Origin of the sequence: Neptuniibacter sp. QD37_6 (genome assembly GCF_047778085.1) — a bacterium.
Lineage (GTDB): Bacteria > Pseudomonadota > Gammaproteobacteria > Pseudomonadales > Balneatricaceae > Neptuniibacter.
The window spans coordinates 715,393-733,517 of record NZ_CP180550.1 but is presented as its reverse complement, the minus strand read 5'-3'; the positions used below and the strand labels follow the sequence as shown (position 1 = coordinate 733,517).

Below are 18,125 nucleotides of genomic sequence, written 5' to 3'. Positions count from 1 at the left end.
TTATTAGTTAATGCACATTTACACACGCACATTAATAATCGCGCCAGGCTCGCCTGGTTCTTCCAATTGACTGACAACTTTTGTCGCTGCAGCTTCTACATCAGTACCTGCTGCTGATTCTAGTACCGCTTGGTTTTGATCACGGCCTGTAGCTTCTTCAGGTTGATCTGGCTTACCTGAGCCAGTTACATCACTGGCTGCTCGTGGTGCGTTGTCTAAACCACGATTAATACCGACCAAACCTGTCTGCAAAGCATTGGTTACATTCATAGCCACCACCTCTATATTTTTTAAATACAGCTATGGCAACAGTAATTATAGAACATCGAGAGAATATGTTCATATTTTGATCATGTTAATTATTCAACAATAAATCGAGATCAATATATTGGGCAACATTTTTTGCAGAAGGTTCATCTAGATATGGCACTTCGCCAAGTAGAGGTGCGCGCAGCATATTTGCGATAGTTTCAACATTTTCTCCGTAACAATCCATCTCTGGATCAACACGGTTAGCAATCCATCCAGCTAGCTGCAGACCATCGCGGGAGATGCTTTCGGCAGTCAACAAAGCATGATTAATACAACCAAGCTTCATACCCACTACCATGATCACTGGCACATTTAAAAGCTTAGGGATATTAGCCATAGTTTCACGAAAACTTAGTGGCACTCGCCAACCACCCGCGCCTTCAATAATCACAAAATCAGCAGGCTGCATTAAAGCGCCTTTGCACATCGCAGCAATACGATCAGCGCTTAATACACGATTTTCTTTCATTACAGCAATATGCGGTGCAATAGGAGGTTTAAATGCAAAAGGGTTTACTTGTTCATACGACATAGCAACGGATGCTGCCTCTTGCAGAGCAAGCGCATCAGAATTACGCAAGCCATCCTCTGTTTCTTCACAACCTGCGGCAATGGGCTTCAAACCGATCGTTCTTAGATCATGCTGATTAGCGGCCTCAATCAGCCCCGTAGAAACCACGGTTTTTCCAGCATCGGTATCTGTACCTGCAACAAAGAAACTTCGCTTACCCACAACCTAACTCCTAAACTTCTTTTTCAAATACAGCATATATAACCTGATAGGTCGCCGGCAAAGCCCCATCATTCAAACGTTGCTGTTCATAACCTTCTTTAAAACGGCGCACCCGCTCTCGCCCAGTCAGACCTTGTTGCTGACCTGCGTTCATATTGTGCGCCCCAAGCCTTTTAAGCTCATCTGTTAGCTGCTTTAACTGCGAATAACGTAAAACCTTATTCTGTTGCTCTAACGTTTGACAGCAAAGCGATTCCGGCAGAGCAGCCTTTAACTGCTCCACTGGCATAAACTGATTCACATGGGTAAAGCTATCCGCATGCGACCAAGCCTGACGAAGCTCTTTAAGTGTATCGGGCCCCAGCGTAGCAACGACAAAGCGGCCACCCGGCTTTAACACACGGTTTATCTCTGAGAACAAACCCTGTACATCTTCACACCACTGTATCGCTAAACTTGAAAAGATCAGATCTAACTGCTGATCAGCAATCGGCAAAGCCTCAGCATCAGCACAGATCCAATGAGTTTGATCTTCACAGCGCTGCGCGCGGGAGAACTGCAACATCCCCAAGGCAAGATCTAGATTGAGTAAAGTTGAATCTGGGTAGGCATGCTTGAGCTTAGGGGTAAAGTAGCCCGTACCACAACCTAAATCCATCATGGTGGATACAGATTGCTTAGGGAGATAAGCCAATAGCTCCTGTCCAACCTCTCTTTGCAAGTCAGCAACACTGTCGTAGGTCTGAGCAGCTTTGCTAAATGAATCCGCTACACGGCGCTTATCAATCAACAGATCCACTATGATTGATCCCCTTGAACAAAACCAAGAATATCAGCGACCACGTCAGCTTGATGGGAAAGGAAAGGTAAGTGGCCCGCACCGGCATAAGTCACCACTTCACCACCACTTATACTCTGACTAGCTTCTGCTGCTGAATTTGGAACAAGGTGATCGACTTCACCAAATAGGTGTAACACCGGTACAGCTAGATTCTTTAACTCTGGACGCTGATCTAAGCGCAATAAAGCTAAGCTCTCTTCAGCTGCCGTGTGCTCCACATCCGATAGGATCACTTTAAGTGTCTTCAGAATATCTCGACCCGCTTCAGCTCCTTGTGTTTGCAGCATAACAAAACGGGTTAAGGTCTTTTTCTGATTCTGAGCAAGCGATACTTCGAAAGCTTGGTGCGTTGCTTCATCCATAGCCGATGGCCAATCATCGCGCTGAACAAAGCAAGGGTTAGAAGCAATAGTAATCAACTTCTCCACACGCGCAGGGAAACGATCTGCAAAAGCAACGGCGATCTGCCCACCCATGGACCAACCTAGCCAGATTGCCGATTCAGGCACCTGCTCCACTAGCAGATCCAATACCGCATCAAGGGTATAAGGGGTAGGAAACTCCTGAGATCGCCCCAAACCCGGTAGATCGATAATCGTTAGGCTAAAATACTCTGCCAATTGATCAGCAAATGGGCCCCATACCTGCCCTGTCATCCCCCAGCCATGTAATAGAACTAGTTCAGGCTTGCCTGGGTTCTCGCGGTACTCTTTATAAAGCTTTACTTGGCTCATCTACGCCTGCTCTTTAATAACTTTTTCTAAAGTGCCTAATAAGCGCTCAACTTGCGCTTCTGTATGCGCGGCACTTAAGGTCACTCTTAATCGTGCGCTGCCTTGCGGAACGGTTGGCGGACGAATCGCACTGATGAAAATACCCTCTCGCTCAAGCCCCTGACTAATTTGGATCGCTTTATCTGATTCGCCAATCACTATTGGCTGAATCGGCGTTGGAGAATCCATTAGATCCAAACCTAAATCATCACAACCTTCCCGGAATTGCTGGATCAACGCTTCGAGCTTTTCTCTACGCCAGTTTTCTTCACGCAATATACGCAAACTCGTTAAGGTAGCGGCAGCCACTGCTGGCGGCATGCTTGTGGTATAGATGTAGGTTCTAGCGTGTTGAATTAAGGTCTCGATGAGCTCTTCAGAACCGGCTACAAATGCACCCGCAGTACCAAAACCTTTACCTAAGGTACCCACCAGCACTTCCGGTGAATTCGACCCCATAGCAAAATATTCCGCACAGCCACCACCTTGCTTACCTAAACAACCAAAGCCATGCGCATCATCAACCATTAACCAAGCATTATGATCACGACACACTGAAGCGAGTGAAGGCAGATCAGCCACATCGCCGTCCATGCTAAATACACCATCAGTAACCACTAACTTACGTCGTGCCTCTGATCTGCTCAGACGTGTATTTAGGCTCTCGGGGTCGTTATGCAAGTAACGTTGAAAACGCGCGCCGCACAGCAAACCAGCATCCAATAAAGAGGCATGATTTAAGCGATCCTGAAATACCGCATCTTGCTTATCCAATAAAGCATTTACGGCACCAATATTCGCCATATACCCGGTTGAGAAAAGCAGCGCTCTGGGTCTGCCTGTAAATTCTGCAAGCGCCTCTTCAAGCTCATGGTGAGCTTGGCTATGCCCATTCACTAAGTGCGAAGCACCGCCACCAACACCATACTTATCTGCTGCTTTTTGAAAGCTGTGGATAACGTCAGGGTGATTAGCCAATCCCAAATAGTCATTTGAACAGAAGGCAAGATACTCGCGCCCATCCACGCTCACCATTGGTTGCTGTGGTGTTTCTAAAGTACGGCGTTGACGATAAAGAGACTGCTGCTTTCGCTGCTGCAGTTCTTCAGACAAGGAGTCAAAAGACATAGTAAATCTCTAAGGGGTATAGAGTAGGAGGTAGTCTTCACTACCTCCTGTAAGCCATTAAGCTTCGTAGAAGTGAGTGCTGTCCTGCTGTTTCTGCAGGTCATTCATTAATGCAGCTTCTTGGGTTTCATCCGTATCAGAGATACGTTGCTCCATATTGATACCCAACTTCTTAAATAATTGAACATCGCGATGTGTTTCTGGATTTGGTGTCGTTAGTAGACACTCTCCATAGAAAATAGAGTTGGCGCCAGCAAAGAATGTCATCGCCTGCATTTCATCGCTCATTTTTTCACGACCAGCGGACAAACGAACATGGGATTTAGGCATCATGATACGCGCCACAGCAATCATACGAATAAAATCGATATGATCTAAATCTTCAACATTTTCTAGCGGAGTACCCGATACTTTAACCAGCATGTTGATTGGTACACTTTCAGGTTGCACTGGCATATTCGCTAGTTGCATCAATAAACCGTAGCGATCCTTGGCCGTTTCGCCCATGCCTAAAATACCACCACTACAAATCTTCATACCGGAATCACGAACATTCTGTAGCGTGTCTAAACGATCCTGGTAAGTACGAGTAGTGATGATTTTGTCGTAAAACTCAGGAGAAGTATCCAAGTTATGGTTGTAATAATCCAAACCCGCATCAGCAAGCTGTTGAGCTTTGCCTTCATCCAACATGCCCAAAGTCATGCAGGTCTCTAACCCCATCTCTTTGACCTTTTGAACCATTTCGATTACATAAGGCATATCTTTATCTGCTGGGTGCTTCCAAGCCGCGCCCATGCAGAAACGGGTTGAACCTGTCTCTTTGGCTTTACGAGCTTTCTCCAATACTTTTTCAACTTGCATCAAGCGCTCTTTTTCCAGACCAGTATTGTAATGACCACTCTGCGGGCAGTACTTACAATCTTCTGGACACGCACCTGTTTTAATAGAAAGCAGCGTACTAACCTGAACTTCATTCGGGTCGAAGTTTTCGCGATGCACTGTTTGCGCTTTAAACATCAGATCATTAAAAGGCAGTTCAAACAGAGCTTTTACCTCTGCTTCTGTCCAGTCATGACGAATTGCACCTAGTTGTTGCATCTTGCTTCTTCTCCCGAGAAAATAGCGATACAGGCAGGAAGCCTTGCACCACGATAAAACGTACCAAAATAAAGCGACAATTTTATCCTGACAGAAGGAACTGTCAACCAATGAAAAAACAGCCGGTGGACTACAGTCTATTTTTTAATCTATGTATTTTATGCCAGCTCAAGCTTGATACACCCTCTAAAAGCAATATCTGCTCTAGCTGCTTGCAAGACCTGCCTTGGTTAGAGCACTGCTGCAAAGTCTGTGCCCTTCCCCTCCCTAGCGATCAAGACAACTTAATTTGCGGTCAATGCCAAAAGAAGCAACCAGCTTTTACGCAAGCCCAGGCACTTTTCCACTATCAATTTCCTATTAACCAACTCATTAGCGGCATTAAATTCAATCGTAATACTCAGTTTATAAGCCATATAGCCCGACTGATGACTGACCATTTAACCACTCAGCAACCTGTCGATTGCTTGATGCCTATCCCCATGCATAGAGTTAGCTTTATAAAACGTGGCTTTAATCAAGCTACACTCCTCTGCGACCGGATCAGCCAATACAGTGGTATTCCCTCAGACCATAACTCACTCATTAAAATAAAAAGCACGCCACCACAACACTCCCTATCCCGTAAAGAACGTCTCAAAAATCAAAAAGGCGCTTTCAAATGCAAGCCGATCACACATAAGCGAATATTGTTAATTGATGATGTAATGACTACAGGGGCGACTTTCGAAGCAGCGAGCCTCGCGTTACTGAATGCCGGCGCCGAGCAGGTCTATGGATTGGCTTTAGCTCGAACAGATAAATAGCATTTGAACGAAAGAATAAAAAATAAGAGTAGTGGCATTAAAGGAAAATAAAGAGTACAAACCTGAGTTCAAGACTAGTGACAACTAATTTGCGACATCACTTATGCCAAGTACTTACTCCATAGCTCCAATCGCCGTCATTCGAAGCCCTTATAAAGAGAAATTTGGCATCCCTAGGCAGCCCAATTTAGCGAAAAGCGTAACAGCTCGTGTTGAGATCTTAGAAGAGTTTTCAAGTGATGAGATTGTTAGGGGCTTGGAAAACTGCAGCCATATCTGGCTCGTTTTCCTATTTAGCGAGTGCATTGATAAAGGCTGGAAACCTACAGTCCGTCCACCTCGCTTAGGCGGCAATAAAAGACTTGGGGTATTCGCTACACGCTCTCCTTTTCGCCCCAATCCTATCGGGTTGTCTCCTGTACGCTTAGTTAGCATCGAAAAAACATCTAACGGTATTGAACTAGTGATTAGTGGTGCAGACCTATTAGACGGCACCCCTGTGATCGATATAAAGCCATACCTGCCTTACTCAGACATTATCTCTGATGCTGAATACCCAATGGCAGATGAAATCAACCTTCTAGCTCAACCGGTTGTATTCTCGGAACAAGCCCAACAAGAAATTTCAGCCAGTGAAATCCGGTTACAACAACCGTTAAAAAAGCAACTTAGCGAACTTCTGCAATGTGATCCGCGTCCGGCTTATAAAAAGAATGATGCCGAAAAAAGTTACGGAATAAAGTTACACGATCTTAACGTTCGCTTTAGAATCACAGATCAAGAAATAACGGTTGATTCAATCACGGTCGAATAGCATCCGCCTCAACTATAGGAGACTGATTCAGCTCTTCTTCAGACTAAACTAATTAATATACGCCTATAGCTTTTGGAGGCTTATATGCTGCATTTACGCGTATTGATCTGCATTGCACTAGTGACTTTATCGGCATCAGCACAAGCAAATGAAAATTTAGAAAAGATTCCTGATTGGTTACTCACATTGCCCGAGAGTATCGAGCAACTGGAAAGCACGGGAAAGACGAGTTCTATCTATCTAAAAAACTACATGCAATGCATGGATGATCAACAAGCGCTGAATCAGAAGGAATCTCCCACAGTCGGCCAGGTTATCGACAATGCTTTAGACGCGGGCAATGAATGCGCGCCTTTGCTAAACGATATGCTAGATGAAATAAAAGATTCCGTAGGGTCGCAAACGCCTTCATCCGACAACCAAACTAACAAAAGCTTATAACCAAACACCTGATCAATATTTAAACAAAACTTTGACTAAAGTATAAAACCCGATTAAAATGCTCGGGTTTTTATTTGGGATAGAAGTCTGAAGGAGTCAGGTTAACTATTGAGGTGTATATGAACTTTACTTTTGCACAAGCTGAACAAATGATCGAAGAATCCAACGCACTGTTTGAATGTTATTTAGAGCGCGTTTTTGAATCTGAATCTTTTACCGATCTCATTAGTGCATCTCATTGGTATAACGACGCTTTTGTATCTCTGATCGTTAACCCAACACAACCTCGTTAATCGATCTGTATCCCCCAATAAAAAAGGCCTCTAAATCGAGGCCTTTTTTGTATCTAAATTCTAATCTTGCTTACAGCAGCGGCGGATCCAATAATCCACACTCACGAATCGCCCAGCACCGGTAAAGAACAAGCTAAACAACATCACGAAATAGGTGATAGCAAACTCTATCCCGTTATTTAAAATTACAACAGATCCACGCCCTGTTAGCCAATCATAGTGTCCATGCTCTTGCAGTAGACTCTTAGCCGCGGCCAGACGCTCTTGAGCCTCCATGACTCTGTCATTAGCCAACCAACTACCACCATCAGAGATAGCCAACCAACCGTTTTCCCAATGCACTGCAAATGCAGCCACTAGCATAGTGACCATCAAAGGAATACTAATCCAGCGCACAGCAAAACCAATCAGTAGCAACACACCGCCAATTAATTCAGTACCGGTCGCCATCGCAGCCAGGAGTTCAGGGAAAGGCAAACCTAGACCCCACTCTTTATTTCCAAACCACTCTACGGTGTTTTCGAAACCAGTATACTTATTCCAGCCCGCCTGCAAAAACACAGGCGCGAGATACAGTCTCAACAACAAAGGCGCTAGACCATCTGCACACTTCGTATTATCTAAGATATCTTGTAAACGATTAACAAAATTAACCATAGGATTCGACATAACTTCACCCGTTATCCACTGAATGGTAACTAAACTCTTGTACCTAACACTATGCCCTTAGAACGCAGATGCTCCAGTGTACTTAAACCACCAGAAACCACTTGGGATGGATCAGGGTGCTGCATCTCACTCGCGATTTGCTTTAACGCCTGCTCACCCGTTAGCGATTCATCTTCAGATAACAGGTACAACAACCGTCCAGTCACTGAATTAACTTCCATAAACTGCACTTCATCTTCGCGATTACGGTAAGCAATCAAGAAAGTTGGTGTGTCTGAAGGTTCTGTCGGCTGATAATCCGGACGCACACAATGCACCGGATACTGATAGGAAAAAAGCCAAGCCAAAGGCGATTGCACGGGATGCTGCGTTAACAGATCGCCATTCACATCGACATTTTGCAAAGGCAGCTCTATCTCTGACGCATCTAATGCGAGTTCAACCCATTCATAATGAATCAGCTCTAATAGAAACACAGGATCATCTGCTTGCGGTTCTCGTTCATTTTGAACGTAAGCAATAAATTCCTGACCAATTTCAAGAAAGTAAGGCGTATGGCAACGATGCTTATCAAAGAAACCGCGCGCCAACTTATTCCAATACTCTTTCGAACTGATCTGTTTTAAAACCGGGAAGTTTCCAGACAAAAAGCCTTCAACATTATTGAAGAAGAGGTCTCTATAAATACCCATGCGACGGTCTTCGATACCATCAGGACCATCATTCTCATCGGGATTACGAATATGTGCAGCAAACTCGTATTGTAGCTGCTGGAACTTAGGCATTTCAGGCAACGGTTTGTGCATGGCGCATCTTCCATTGATTTTGATAGGAACGAACCTGATCCACCTCCGCTAATAGCTCAGGCAGCGGCGGAATATTAAAGTCACGCTCTAATAACGTCGGCACTAAACCAAATTGGTCATATGTGGATTCCAACAAAGACCAAACTGGATCAACAACAGGCGCTCCATGCGTATCAACGATAAGGTCTTCAGCCTCGTTGTAATGACCTGCGATATGAAGATACATGATCCGTTCAGCAGGCATTGCCCTTAAGAACGCCTCAGCATCATAGCCATGGTTGATACTGTTTACATAGATGTTATTAACATCGAGCAACAGATCGCAGTCCGCTTCTTCCAAGACAGCTAACAAAAATTCTTGCTCGGTCATCTCTGCACCAGGCGCTGCATAGTACGAGACGTTTTCCATCGCAATTCTTTGCTCAAGCACATCTTGAACCTGACGAATCCGCTCTGCTACGTATTTCACCGCTTCCGCAGTAAAAGGAATCGGCATCAAATCATAAAGATGACCATCATCAGAACAGTAGCTCAGATGCTCAGAGTACCCGCGAATATTGTGTTCTTTAAGAAAGGCTTTAAGGCGAGTCAAAAAATCCATATCTAAAGGGGAAGGGCTACCGATAGATAGAGATAGACCATGAGCCATAAAAGGGTGTTTTTCAGTATATTGTTTAAACGCTTTACCGAAACGCCCACCAAGCCCCATCCAGTTTTCCGGCGCGACCTCTAGAAAATCAAACCCACTTGGATCAATCTCTTTTAATGTCTCTGACATACAACGGCGAAAGCCGAAGCCTGCCCCTGTAACAGGATAGCGGTCTTTATTCATGAAACACCTAGCCTTTAAGTCAAAAGACCCTGAAGGCTCAGGGTCTCTATTAAGTATTACAAAGCGTTATTGGGATTATTTAGAACCGCCACATTTACCTTCGCCACACTTGCCTTCAGATTTTGCAGCTTTGTCACCGCCACATTTACCTTCACCGCACTTGCCTTCAGACTTAGCAGCTTTATCACCACCGCACTTACCTTCACCGCATTTGCCTTCAGACTTCTCAGCTTTTTTACCGCCGCATTTGCCTTCACCACACTTGCCTTCAGACTTCTCAGCTTTCTTACCACCGCACTTACCTTCGCCGCATTTGCCTTCGTTCATAGCAACTTGCTGGCTGTAACCAGAAGATAGATCAGTTGTAGCAAATGGATTTTCTGCAGCTGTCGCAACAGGCGCCGCAACCATACCAGTCATAAATGCTGCACCAACAGCGGCAACCATAGGTTTTACAGATGTATTTTTATTAGCCATTCTTAATTCACCCCAAAATTGAAAAAATTATTATCTTGCGTTATTTGTAAAATTCAGAGCCTGTCACGAGCTCTTGCGTTTGTGACTACAGCTTGTGAATAAAGTTTCACCAAGTTCTAAATTAAGTGATTTTTTTTTCATAATCACGCATTTTTTATTAGTTTTTTCGCTTATTTATTAACATGTTACAAAAAATTTATATTTTAGAGCTTTCTTACATAACAAGCGCTCAGAGATAAAATTAGAACTTGTCTTGATCAAAAATTTTAAGCAGGCTCTAATACTCCTAATTAAAAAATTTCGATTAAAGGCACACCTAAGCATGATCACTTCTGAGCAGGTTTCTTTTGACCAGCAACATATTTGGCACCCCTACTCATCCATGATCAACCCTCCAGCGGTTTACCCTGTCGAATCGGCTAGTGGCGTTAAATTAAAGCTAAGTAACGGTAAAGAACTTATCGATGGTATGGCATCGTGGTGGTCAGTTATTCACGGCTATAACAATCCAGAATTAAACCAAGCAGCACATGAACAGATCGATAAAATGGCGCATGTCATGTTTGGCGGCCTTACTCATGAACCTGCAATCAATCTCTGCCAAAAGCTGGTAGAGATGACTCCTGCCAATCTCGATAAAGTATTTATCGCAGACTCAGGCTCTGTTGCCGTTGAAGTCGCTCTTAAAATGGCCATTCAATATCAACACGCCCGCGGTAAGCCAGAAAAACATAAGCTACTTACCATTAAAAATGGCTATCACGGTGATACCTTTGGTGCGATGGCTGTATGTGATCCAGTTACGGGGATGCATGAAATTTTTACTGGTGTACTACCACAGCATTTCTTTGCGCCAGCTCCTCAAACAAAATTTGATCAGAGCCTAGATGAAAGCGATATCGCTCCTTTACGCCATTTACTAGAGCAACATCATTCAGAAATAGCAGCATTGATCTTAGAACCTGTTGTTCAAGGTGCAGGCGGCATGCGCTTTTACTCACCGCAGTATTTGAAAGAAGCACGCGCACTGTGCACTGAATTTGATGTATTACTCATAGCCGACGAAATTGCGACCGGTTTTGGTCGAAGCGGTAAGTTGTTCGCTTGCGAACATGCAGGCATCCAGCCTGATATTCTTTGTCTAGGTAAGGCGATTACCGGCGGATACATGTCATTAGCCGCCACACTTACGACAACACATATCGGCGAAACCATCTCCGCAGGTGGTGCTGGCTGCTTTATGCACGGCCCTACATTTATGGGCAATCCTCTAGCATGTGCTATTGCCAATAAAAGCTTGGAGCTATTGGTTAAAAACGATTGGCAGACAAATGTCACTCGGATCGAAGCCGGATTAAAAGCAGGCTTAACACCAGCAGCGGAATTAGATAATGTACATGAGGTACGCAGCTTAGGTGCTATTGGCGTCATCGAGATGAAAGAAGCTGTTAATACTGCCGAGATTCAAAAGCTATTTATAGAGCGCGGTTTGTGGATAAGACCCTTCGGCAAACTAGTGTACGTGATGCCACCTTACATCATGACAAACGATGAATTAGAAAAGCTCACCTCTGGAATGGTAGATGCTGTCTCAGTTTACAAACCTTAAGGATTAGCTATGGCCCGCATTAAGCTAGATATGCCTGACAACTATATTTTTTCCACAGAATTACCTGTGCGAATCAGTGATATTAATTACGGTGGCCACCTAAGTAACGATGCCATGCTCTCTATCGTACATGAAGCGCGCATTCGTTTCCTCAGCCATTATCATTATGGAGAGTTAGATATTGAAGGGCTTGGCCTTATCATGACTGACTCGGCCATCGTCTACAAAGCAGAAGGATTCCATGGTGACCAACTGCAAATCGATATCGCCTTAGCCGATATTAATAAGTATGGATTCGACTTTTTCTATCTAATAACCAACAAGAAAACCGCTGTTGAAGTGGCACACGCAAAGACTGGCGTCGTTTTTTTCGATTACGAGAAGCGCAGCGTTACTGCCGTGCCAGAAGCGTTTATTAACAAAGTTATTAAAGACGCTTAAGCAAAAATTCCTACAAAAAAGGGGCACTCAATGCCCCTTTCTCATAATCATTTAGCCTTCAGACTTTTCGCTTTGCCCTGGCGGCTCTCGATGTTTCGCCGGTTCAACTAACTCTTCATTTACGCTGCCTTTATGAATTTTTACTTGCAGGTGTAATGCTGTTTTCGCCAACATCATTGCACTTACAGGCGCTGTAATGAAAAGGAAGATCGTAATCAAAAGCTCGTGAGCACTCACGCCACCATTACGGTAGGAAGTGATCAACATCGAAGCTATAAGAATAGCCCCCATACCTAAGGTTGTAGCTTTCGTCGGTGTATGCAAACGCATATAAAAATCAGGCATTTTCATTAAACCGATCGAGCCTAAAAGAACAAAAGCTCCACCCATTAGCAGCAATGCCGAGCCAATTAGCTCAATATAAAAACCCATGCTTAATTCCTACTCAATGATGTCGCCACGTAACAGATATTTACACAATGCCGCTGTACTTACGAAACCTAACATTGCAATCAAAAGTGCAGCTTCAAAATATAGCGATGTACCCATAATCAAGCCAAACAAAAGGATCAAAGCAATACTATTAATATACATAGTATCCAACGCCAAAATGCGATCTGGCTGATCCGGACCATTAAACAAGGTTACAAGGTTGAGCGTCATCGCAATCACAACCATGGCTGTAGCAGCAATAAGACAGAACATTAACATCCGAAAATCTCCTTCAATGGCTGCTCGTAGCGCTCTTTAATCTCTTTTATTGTTCCCGCCTCATCCACAAGGTTAAGCGCATGCACATATAACCATTTTTGGTCGATGGAAACTTCAGCACTTACTGTTCCTGGCGTTAAAGAGATCGTACTGGCCAATACAGTGATAGGAAAGTCGCCTTCTATATCCAAAGGAATCGCTAGAAAACCAGGCCTCAAACGTTTAGCAGGCCCAAGCACTTGAACAGCCACTTCAAAGTTTGCTGAGACAATATCTCCTAACACTTTTAGAGCATATAAGACCACTTGAACCGGCTTGTTTATATTTAACCGGTGAAGTTGAGTTCCTCTTAACAGCAAAGGAATCCCAATCGCTAAGATCGAAGCTAATACCAGATGACCCGGTGCGATCGATTCATTCAGCAACAGCCAAACGACAAATAAAATTAAGCTTTGCCAAGGCATTGGAAAGATCATACGCATACCTTAACCTCCATTCTCATTTGACTCTGGCAGCAGCAAATAAGGATTTTCTGCTTGCTGATAAATTTGGTTCGCGGTTTCCTGAGTAAACTCAGTCACGGGACCACCAAAGATCACCAATAGTGGCGACATCACAAGCAGGAAGAAGACCGCAACAAACTTCACTTTTGGTAATTTTTCACAGTGGTTTGCATCACCGCTAACTCGCCAAAACAAAGTAGAGCCGCCTCGAGACATCGCCACAACGCCCATTAAGCTAGCAAGCAAAATAGCAGACCATGCCCAAGCCATCTCAGCAGGTTCCACAGCCGTTTGCAGTATCATCACTTTCCCCAAGAAGCCGGAGAAAGGCGGTAAACCGATCATTGAAATAGCGGCTAATGCAAACGCAATTCCAAGCGGGAGCGACTGACACATTCGACGAGAACGAGCAAAACGATCTGATACTTTACCCCTCTGTTCAGCTATTGCATCAGCAAGGAGGAACATCGCGCCAGTAATAAGCGTTGAATGGATCAGGTAATAAAGTGCTGCGGATGCTGATTCAGGTGTATTTATTGCCAAAGCACACAGTAGCGTACCAACAGAAACAATCACTAGATTAGATACCAACATACGCAATGTCTGACTTGCCAGAGCGCCTATAGCCCCCATAACAAGTGTTAGCACCGCGATCGGCCATAGCCAAGGGCCTGCTAGGTTAGCTAACTCGCCAGCATAGTCACCAAAACCTACAGTAAAGATACGCAAAATACTGTATATGCCTACCTTAGTCATAATCGCGAATAACGCGGCGACAGGGGCGCTAACACTTGAGTAAGTTCTCGATAGCCAGAAGTGCAGCGGGAACATCGCAGACTTCAAACCAAAGACAAGTAAAAGCATCATACCGCCGATTTGTGCGAGTAGTTTATCCTCGCCAGACAAGGTACGAATTTTTACTGCCATATCGGCAATATTTAGCGTTCCCAGCACTCCATACATAATCCCCAAAGCGAACAGGAATAGTGCCGAACCCACGAGGTTAAGTGTTACATAATGTACGCTCGCCAACGTTTTCTGCTTACCACCACCGTGAACAACCAACGCATAAGAAGCAAGCAATAGCACCTCGAAGAATACGAACAGGTTAAAGATATCCCCTGTAAGGAATGCGCCGTTAATCCCCATCAACTGGAACATAAACAACGGATAGAAGAACATACCTGTTCGATCATCCCCTGCGGCGCCATAGAGCAAAGCACCAAAGGCAAGAACCATGGTTAGCAAGATCATCAAACTAGATAATCGATCAGCGACAAGAACAATACCGAATGGCGCTTGCCAGTTACCTAACTGATAAATGGTAATTTCACCGCTACCCGCCGTAACTAGTAACTGAATTGCGACAATTAAAGTAACTGCTGCACCAACAAAAGTGATGAACCTCTGACGGTTTAGCGTCGTAGAGAAAGGCGGCAGCATCATAAGTACTGCCGTTAGCATTGGCAGCAAAACAGGTAAAATCGGAAGATGCTGCATCATTTCGACTTATCCTTTTTCTCAATATCCAAAGCTTTTTCACGCCCATCAACATGGTCATTACCCAAATCCGCTCGAGCCCTCATCGCCAAGATAACGGCATAAGCTGTCATCGCGAAGCCAATCACGATAGCAGTCAGAACCAAGGCTTGCGGCAGAGGATCAGCATACTGTTCAGACGAACCTAAAATAGCAGCACCATTAACAACCAGACGACCACTGGAGAATAGGAAAAGGTTTACAGCATAGGACAGCATTGTCAGTCCCATAACTACAGGGAACGTCCGACCGCGAAGAGTCAGAAAAATACCGCAGGTAGTTAACACACCCACGCAGAGCGCATACATTAATTCCATTACAGATTCTCCAACTCACGAGCGTCCACTCGTTCTGAAGTTGTCAATTTACCTAGGTTCGCCAAAATCATCATGGTTGCACCAACGACCGTGAGATAAACGCCAAGGTCGAACAACATGGCACTCGCAAGCTCAAACTTACCGACCCAAGGCCATTTGAAATAATCAAACCATGAAGTTAGGAATGGACGGTCGAAGATAAAACTACCGACCCCGGTCAAAAATGCGATCAACAGACCAGAACCTATTAAGGCTTGATATTTCAGACGGATATTCTCTTTCATCCATTCAACACCATTCGCAATGTATTGCTGGATTATTGCTACGGCCGTAATAAGGCCTGCAATGAAACCACCACCCGGCTCATTATGGCCGCGAAGGAAGATGTAGACCGATACGAGTAACGCCAAAGGCAGTAACATCTGAGAAATCGTCGACAGTACCATTGGATGGGAATCAGTGCTCCAGTGGCGTCCATGCTCATCTCCAGAAGGCATGTAAAGACGCATACGAACAATCAGTTTATAGATACCCAATGCGGCAATACCCAGCACCGTAATTTCACCAAAGGTATCAAAACCGCGGAAGTCCACCAGAATCACGTTGACCACGTTAGTACCGCCACCGCCAGTTTTACTGTTCGCAACAAAGAAATCTGAGATTGATTCAAGCGGACGCGTCATCATTGCATAGTTAACCGTACCAATGATACCACCAATCAAAGCCGAGATACTTAGGTCACGAACTAGGCGTCGAGGAGACGATTCTTTCGGCGTATTCTTAGGCAAAAAGAACAATGCAAGCATCAGCAGAATCACGGTTACTACCTCTACAGCCAACTGCGTCAAAGCCAAGTCTGGCGCAGAGAAGCGAGTAAAGGCCACTGACACGATCAGACCTACGACAGAAAGCATAAGTAGAGAGGTCAAACGTTTCCTATGCCAAACCATGGTGGCAATAGCAGCAAGGATCAAGAGCAATCCTGCTGTACCCGATGCATAATCAAGCGGTATTTGTGATCTATTACCTGCCGTTTCTTGTAAATAAACCAGCGGCATGACTGAAACAGCAAAGATCATAAACAAGAAAATGGATAAATAACGTTGCAACGAACCGTTTTCAATCCACTCATTAACTGCGCGAGTTGAGTTAACTAGTCTTTGCACCCAACCCTCAAATACCAATTTAGAATCCGGCTCAGGGAATTGGCCTTGGAATTGGAAGAGCTTTTTACGGTTGTAGTAGATGATAAAGCCACCGAGCATGGCTAGCACACTCATCAGCAACGGTACGTTAAAACCGTGCCAAATTGCTAAGCTAAATTCAGGCATTGGACCTTGCAGGGTAGCGATTGAAGCTGCATTCAGCAGATCGATAACAACAATGCCTGGAACCAATCCCACTACAATACAAATAGCAACCAAGATTTCTACTGGCACCTTCATATAGCGAGGCGGTTCATGCGGTGTTTTCGGCAAATTGACCGGTTCACCATTAAAGAAAACATCGTGGATAAAACGCAATGAATACGCTACCGAGAAAGCCGCACCTACTGTCGCCAACACAGGTATCACCCAAGAGAGGGAACCTAAGGTTGCTTGATCCAATGCTTCCGTGAAGAACATCTCTTTAGATAGGAAACCATTTAGCAACGGTACACCCGCCATAGAAGCCGCAGCGATAATCGCTAAGGTTGCGGTATACGGCATATATTTCCACAGGCCATTTAGCTGACGCATATCACGTGAGCCAGCCTCGTGATCAATGATACCCGCCGCCATAAAGAGCGATGCTTTAAAGGTAGCGTGGTTAATGATATGGAAGATTGCAGCGACTGCAGCCATCCGTGTATCCATACCTAACAACAGTGTAATCAAGCCAAGATGACTGATAGTAGAGTAGGCAAGAAGACCTTTTAAATCGTGCTTAAAGAGCGCGATATAGGCACCGACTAACAGCGTACATAGACCTGTGATACTCACAATCAAGAACCACATATCTGTTCCAGATAGCACTGGGTAGAAACGTGCCATCAGGAAGATGCCCGCTTTTACCATCGTTGCTGAGTGAAGGTATGCACTCACTGGAGTCGGAGCTGCCATCGCATTTGGCAGCCAGAAGTGGAATGGGAACTGTGCGGACTTTGTAAAAGCCCCCAAAAGTACCAATACCAAGATGAATGGATACTGAGCAGATTCTCGAATTAAGTTACCACTGTCGAGCACTGCTTGAAGATCATAACTGCCAACCACTTGGCCAATTAGAATCACGCCTGCTAACAGCGCTAAACCACCCGCACCTGTCACAGTAAGCGCCATACGCGCGCCTTTACGTGCTTCTGTTTTATCAGACCAGAAGCTAATAAGCAGGAAAGAACTAATACTGGTTAATTCCCAGAAGAACCACATTTGGATCAAGTTACCTGAAGCAACGATCCCCACCATAGCGGTCATGAACAGCATTAAATAGGCGAAAAACTTACCTATAGAATCGTTCTGGGATAAGTAATACCGAGCATACAAAATGATCAAAAGACCGATGCCCAATATCAACAATAAGAAAAGGAAGCTTAAACCATCGAGTCTGACAGATAGTTCCAAACCAGCTGCAGGCACCCAATCAACGGCGTGAGCAAACACCTCGCCTTGAAGTAACTGTGGACTGATTGATAGAACTATTCCTAAAGCAACTGCAGGTGCAATCGCAGTTAAAATAGTACAGACGGTTCGACTAAAACGAGCAGCATACAATGGCACAAGGCTGCCCAATAAGGGTAATAACAATACCGCAAACAATTTCATACGTGTCTTTTTCCGGTTAATCCCATTACCAAGAATGGATAGAAATGCGTTTTCACTACTTTATAACCGCCCTAACGTAAGGGCATGAAAACAACCCAATTTTCTATGTTTTTATTCACACTGTCCATGGAAACTCGCCTTCCTAACCCTCAATATTCATCAATAAAGTGGGTATTTT

The 18,125-nt window shown here is 44.5% G+C and carries 22 protein-coding genes; 6 read left to right on the top strand and 16 right to left on the bottom strand.

Going from position 1 to position 18,125, the window contains the following annotated elements; translation table 11 throughout:
• Positions 1 to 18: 18 nt before the first annotated feature.
• The 6 genes from ACMXYO_RS03265 to bioB all read right to left on the bottom strand — a co-directional run bounded on the left by ACMXYO_RS03265 (position 19) and on the right by bioB (position 4,888).
• Positions 19 to 270, bottom strand: a complete 252-nt coding sequence (locus ACMXYO_RS03265) for a hypothetical protein (RefSeq protein ID WP_415883545.1) — start codon at positions 268 to 270, stop codon at positions 19 to 21.
• 85 nt (positions 271 to 355) lie between these two features.
• Positions 356 to 1,045, bottom strand: a complete 690-nt coding sequence (gene bioD / locus ACMXYO_RS03260; protein ID WP_415887026.1) for a dethiobiotin synthase — start codon at positions 1,043 to 1,045, stop codon at positions 356 to 358.
• A 10-nt stretch (positions 1,046 to 1,055) separates the two neighbouring features.
• Positions 1,056 to 1,844: a malonyl-ACP O-methyltransferase BioC gene (gene bioC / locus ACMXYO_RS03255; protein ID WP_415887025.1), complete on the bottom strand. Its 789-nt coding sequence runs from the start codon at positions 1,842 to 1,844 to the stop codon at positions 1,056 to 1,058.
• The gene (locus ACMXYO_RS03250; RefSeq protein WP_415887023.1) at positions 1,844 to 2,620 is read right to left on the bottom strand and encodes an alpha/beta fold hydrolase; all 777 of its coding nucleotides are present in this window, start codon (positions 2,618 to 2,620) and stop codon (positions 1,844 to 1,846) included. Before ACMXYO_RS03250 ends, bioC begins: the two co-directional genes overlap by 1 nt.
• Positions 2,621 to 3,787, bottom strand: coding sequence for an 8-amino-7-oxononanoate synthase (gene bioF, locus ACMXYO_RS03245; protein WP_415887022.1), 1,167 nt, complete (start codon positions 3,785 to 3,787; stop codon positions 2,621 to 2,623).
• A 57-nt stretch (positions 3,788 to 3,844) separates the two neighbouring features.
• Positions 3,845 to 4,888: a biotin synthase BioB gene (gene bioB / locus ACMXYO_RS03240; RefSeq protein ID WP_415883540.1), complete on the bottom strand. Its 1,044-nt coding sequence runs from the start codon at positions 4,886 to 4,888 to the stop codon at positions 3,845 to 3,847.
• A gap of 110 nt (positions 4,889 to 4,998) precedes the next feature.
• On the opposite strand from bioB, the gene ACMXYO_RS03235 reads away from it, so the two are divergent.
• From ACMXYO_RS03235 to ACMXYO_RS03220, 4 genes are all read left to right on the top strand, one after another.
• The gene (locus ACMXYO_RS03235) at positions 4,999 to 5,694 is read left to right on the top strand and encodes a ComF family protein (RefSeq protein WP_415887021.1); all 696 of its coding nucleotides are present in this window, start codon (positions 4,999 to 5,001) and stop codon (positions 5,692 to 5,694) included.
• A gap of 103 nt (positions 5,695 to 5,797) precedes the next feature.
• Positions 5,798 to 6,508 carry a tRNA (N6-threonylcarbamoyladenosine(37)-N6)-methyltransferase TrmO gene (gene tsaA, locus ACMXYO_RS03230; RefSeq protein WP_415887020.1) on the top strand — a complete coding sequence of 237 codons (711 nt, stop codon included), beginning with the start codon at positions 5,798 to 5,800 and terminating at the stop codon, positions 6,506 to 6,508.
• Between the two features lie 84 nt (positions 6,509 to 6,592).
• On the top strand, positions 6,593 to 6,949 hold the full coding sequence (locus ACMXYO_RS03225) for a hypothetical protein (RefSeq protein ID WP_415887019.1): 357 nt from the start codon (positions 6,593 to 6,595) through the stop codon (positions 6,947 to 6,949).
• A gap of 119 nt (positions 6,950 to 7,068) precedes the next feature.
• Positions 7,069 to 7,242 carry a hypothetical protein gene (locus tag ACMXYO_RS03220; RefSeq protein ID WP_415887018.1) on the top strand — a complete coding sequence of 58 codons (174 nt, stop codon included), beginning with the start codon at positions 7,069 to 7,071 and terminating at the stop codon, positions 7,240 to 7,242.
• Positions 7,243 to 7,302: 60 nt separating this feature from the next.
• On the opposite strand, the gene ACMXYO_RS03215 is transcribed toward ACMXYO_RS03220, so the two are convergent.
• From ACMXYO_RS03215 to ACMXYO_RS03200, 4 genes are all read right to left on the bottom strand, one after another.
• Complete coding sequence (locus ACMXYO_RS03215) at positions 7,303 to 7,911, bottom strand: DoxX family protein (RefSeq protein ID WP_415887017.1); 609 nt, start codon at positions 7,909 to 7,911, stop codon at positions 7,303 to 7,305.
• A 29-nt stretch (positions 7,912 to 7,940) separates the two neighbouring features.
• A complete protein-coding gene (locus ACMXYO_RS03210) occupies positions 7,941 to 8,717 on the bottom strand; it encodes a DUF2063 domain-containing protein (protein ID WP_415887016.1) in 777 nt (258 codons plus the stop codon).
• Positions 8,698 to 9,549 (bottom strand): DUF692 domain-containing protein, encoded by an 852-nt coding sequence (locus ACMXYO_RS03205; RefSeq protein ID WP_415887015.1) that lies wholly within the window; start codon positions 9,547 to 9,549, stop codon positions 8,698 to 8,700. Before ACMXYO_RS03205 ends, ACMXYO_RS03210 begins: the two co-directional genes overlap by 20 nt.
• 75 nt (positions 9,550 to 9,624) lie before the next feature.
• Complete coding sequence (locus ACMXYO_RS03200; RefSeq protein ID WP_415887014.1) at positions 9,625 to 10,026, bottom strand: hypothetical protein; 402 nt, start codon at positions 10,024 to 10,026, stop codon at positions 9,625 to 9,627.
• A gap of 322 nt (positions 10,027 to 10,348) precedes the next feature.
• Here ACMXYO_RS03200 and bioA point away from each other — a divergent pair, with 322 nt between their 5' ends.
• Complete coding sequence (bioA, locus tag ACMXYO_RS03195; RefSeq protein ID WP_415887013.1) at positions 10,349 to 11,635, top strand: adenosylmethionine--8-amino-7-oxononanoate transaminase; 1,287 nt, start codon at positions 10,349 to 10,351, stop codon at positions 11,633 to 11,635.
• 9 nt (positions 11,636 to 11,644) lie between these two features.
• A complete protein-coding gene (locus tag ACMXYO_RS03190; RefSeq protein WP_415887012.1) occupies positions 11,645 to 12,076 on the top strand; it encodes an acyl-CoA thioesterase in 432 nt (143 codons plus the stop codon).
• Between the two features lie 51 nt (positions 12,077 to 12,127).
• Here ACMXYO_RS03190 and ACMXYO_RS03185 read toward each other — a convergent pair whose 3' ends face one another.
• From ACMXYO_RS03185 to ACMXYO_RS03160, 6 genes are read right to left on the bottom strand one after another with little or no spacing between them, the layout of a single operon-like run.
• Positions 12,128 to 12,508, bottom strand: coding sequence for a Na+/H+ antiporter subunit G (locus ACMXYO_RS03185; RefSeq protein ID WP_415887011.1), 381 nt, complete (start codon positions 12,506 to 12,508; stop codon positions 12,128 to 12,130).
• A gap of 9 nt (positions 12,509 to 12,517) precedes the next feature.
• Positions 12,518 to 12,787 (bottom strand): K+/H+ antiporter subunit F, encoded by a 270-nt coding sequence (locus ACMXYO_RS03180; protein ID WP_415883529.1) that lies wholly within the window; start codon positions 12,785 to 12,787, stop codon positions 12,518 to 12,520.
• A complete protein-coding gene (locus tag ACMXYO_RS03175; protein ID WP_415887010.1) occupies positions 12,781 to 13,269 on the bottom strand; it encodes a Na+/H+ antiporter subunit E in 489 nt (162 codons plus the stop codon). Before ACMXYO_RS03175 ends, ACMXYO_RS03180 begins: the two co-directional genes overlap by 7 nt.
• 3 nt (positions 13,270 to 13,272) lie before the next feature.
• Entirely contained in the window at positions 13,273 to 14,790 is a 1,518-nt protein-coding gene (locus ACMXYO_RS03170) for a monovalent cation/H+ antiporter subunit D (RefSeq protein WP_415888068.1), read from the bottom strand.
• Positions 14,790 to 15,146 carry a Na+/H+ antiporter subunit C gene (locus ACMXYO_RS03165; RefSeq protein WP_415883527.1) on the bottom strand — a complete coding sequence of 119 codons (357 nt, stop codon included), beginning with the start codon at positions 15,144 to 15,146 and terminating at the stop codon, positions 14,790 to 14,792. The genes ACMXYO_RS03170 and ACMXYO_RS03165 overlap by 1 nt, the downstream gene beginning before the upstream one ends.
• Positions 15,146 to 17,947 carry a monovalent cation/H+ antiporter subunit A gene (locus tag ACMXYO_RS03160; protein WP_415887009.1) on the bottom strand — a complete coding sequence of 934 codons (2,802 nt, stop codon included), beginning with the start codon at positions 17,945 to 17,947 and terminating at the stop codon, positions 15,146 to 15,148. The genes ACMXYO_RS03165 and ACMXYO_RS03160 overlap by 1 nt, the downstream gene beginning before the upstream one ends.
• Positions 17,948 to 18,125 lie beyond the last annotated feature (178 nt).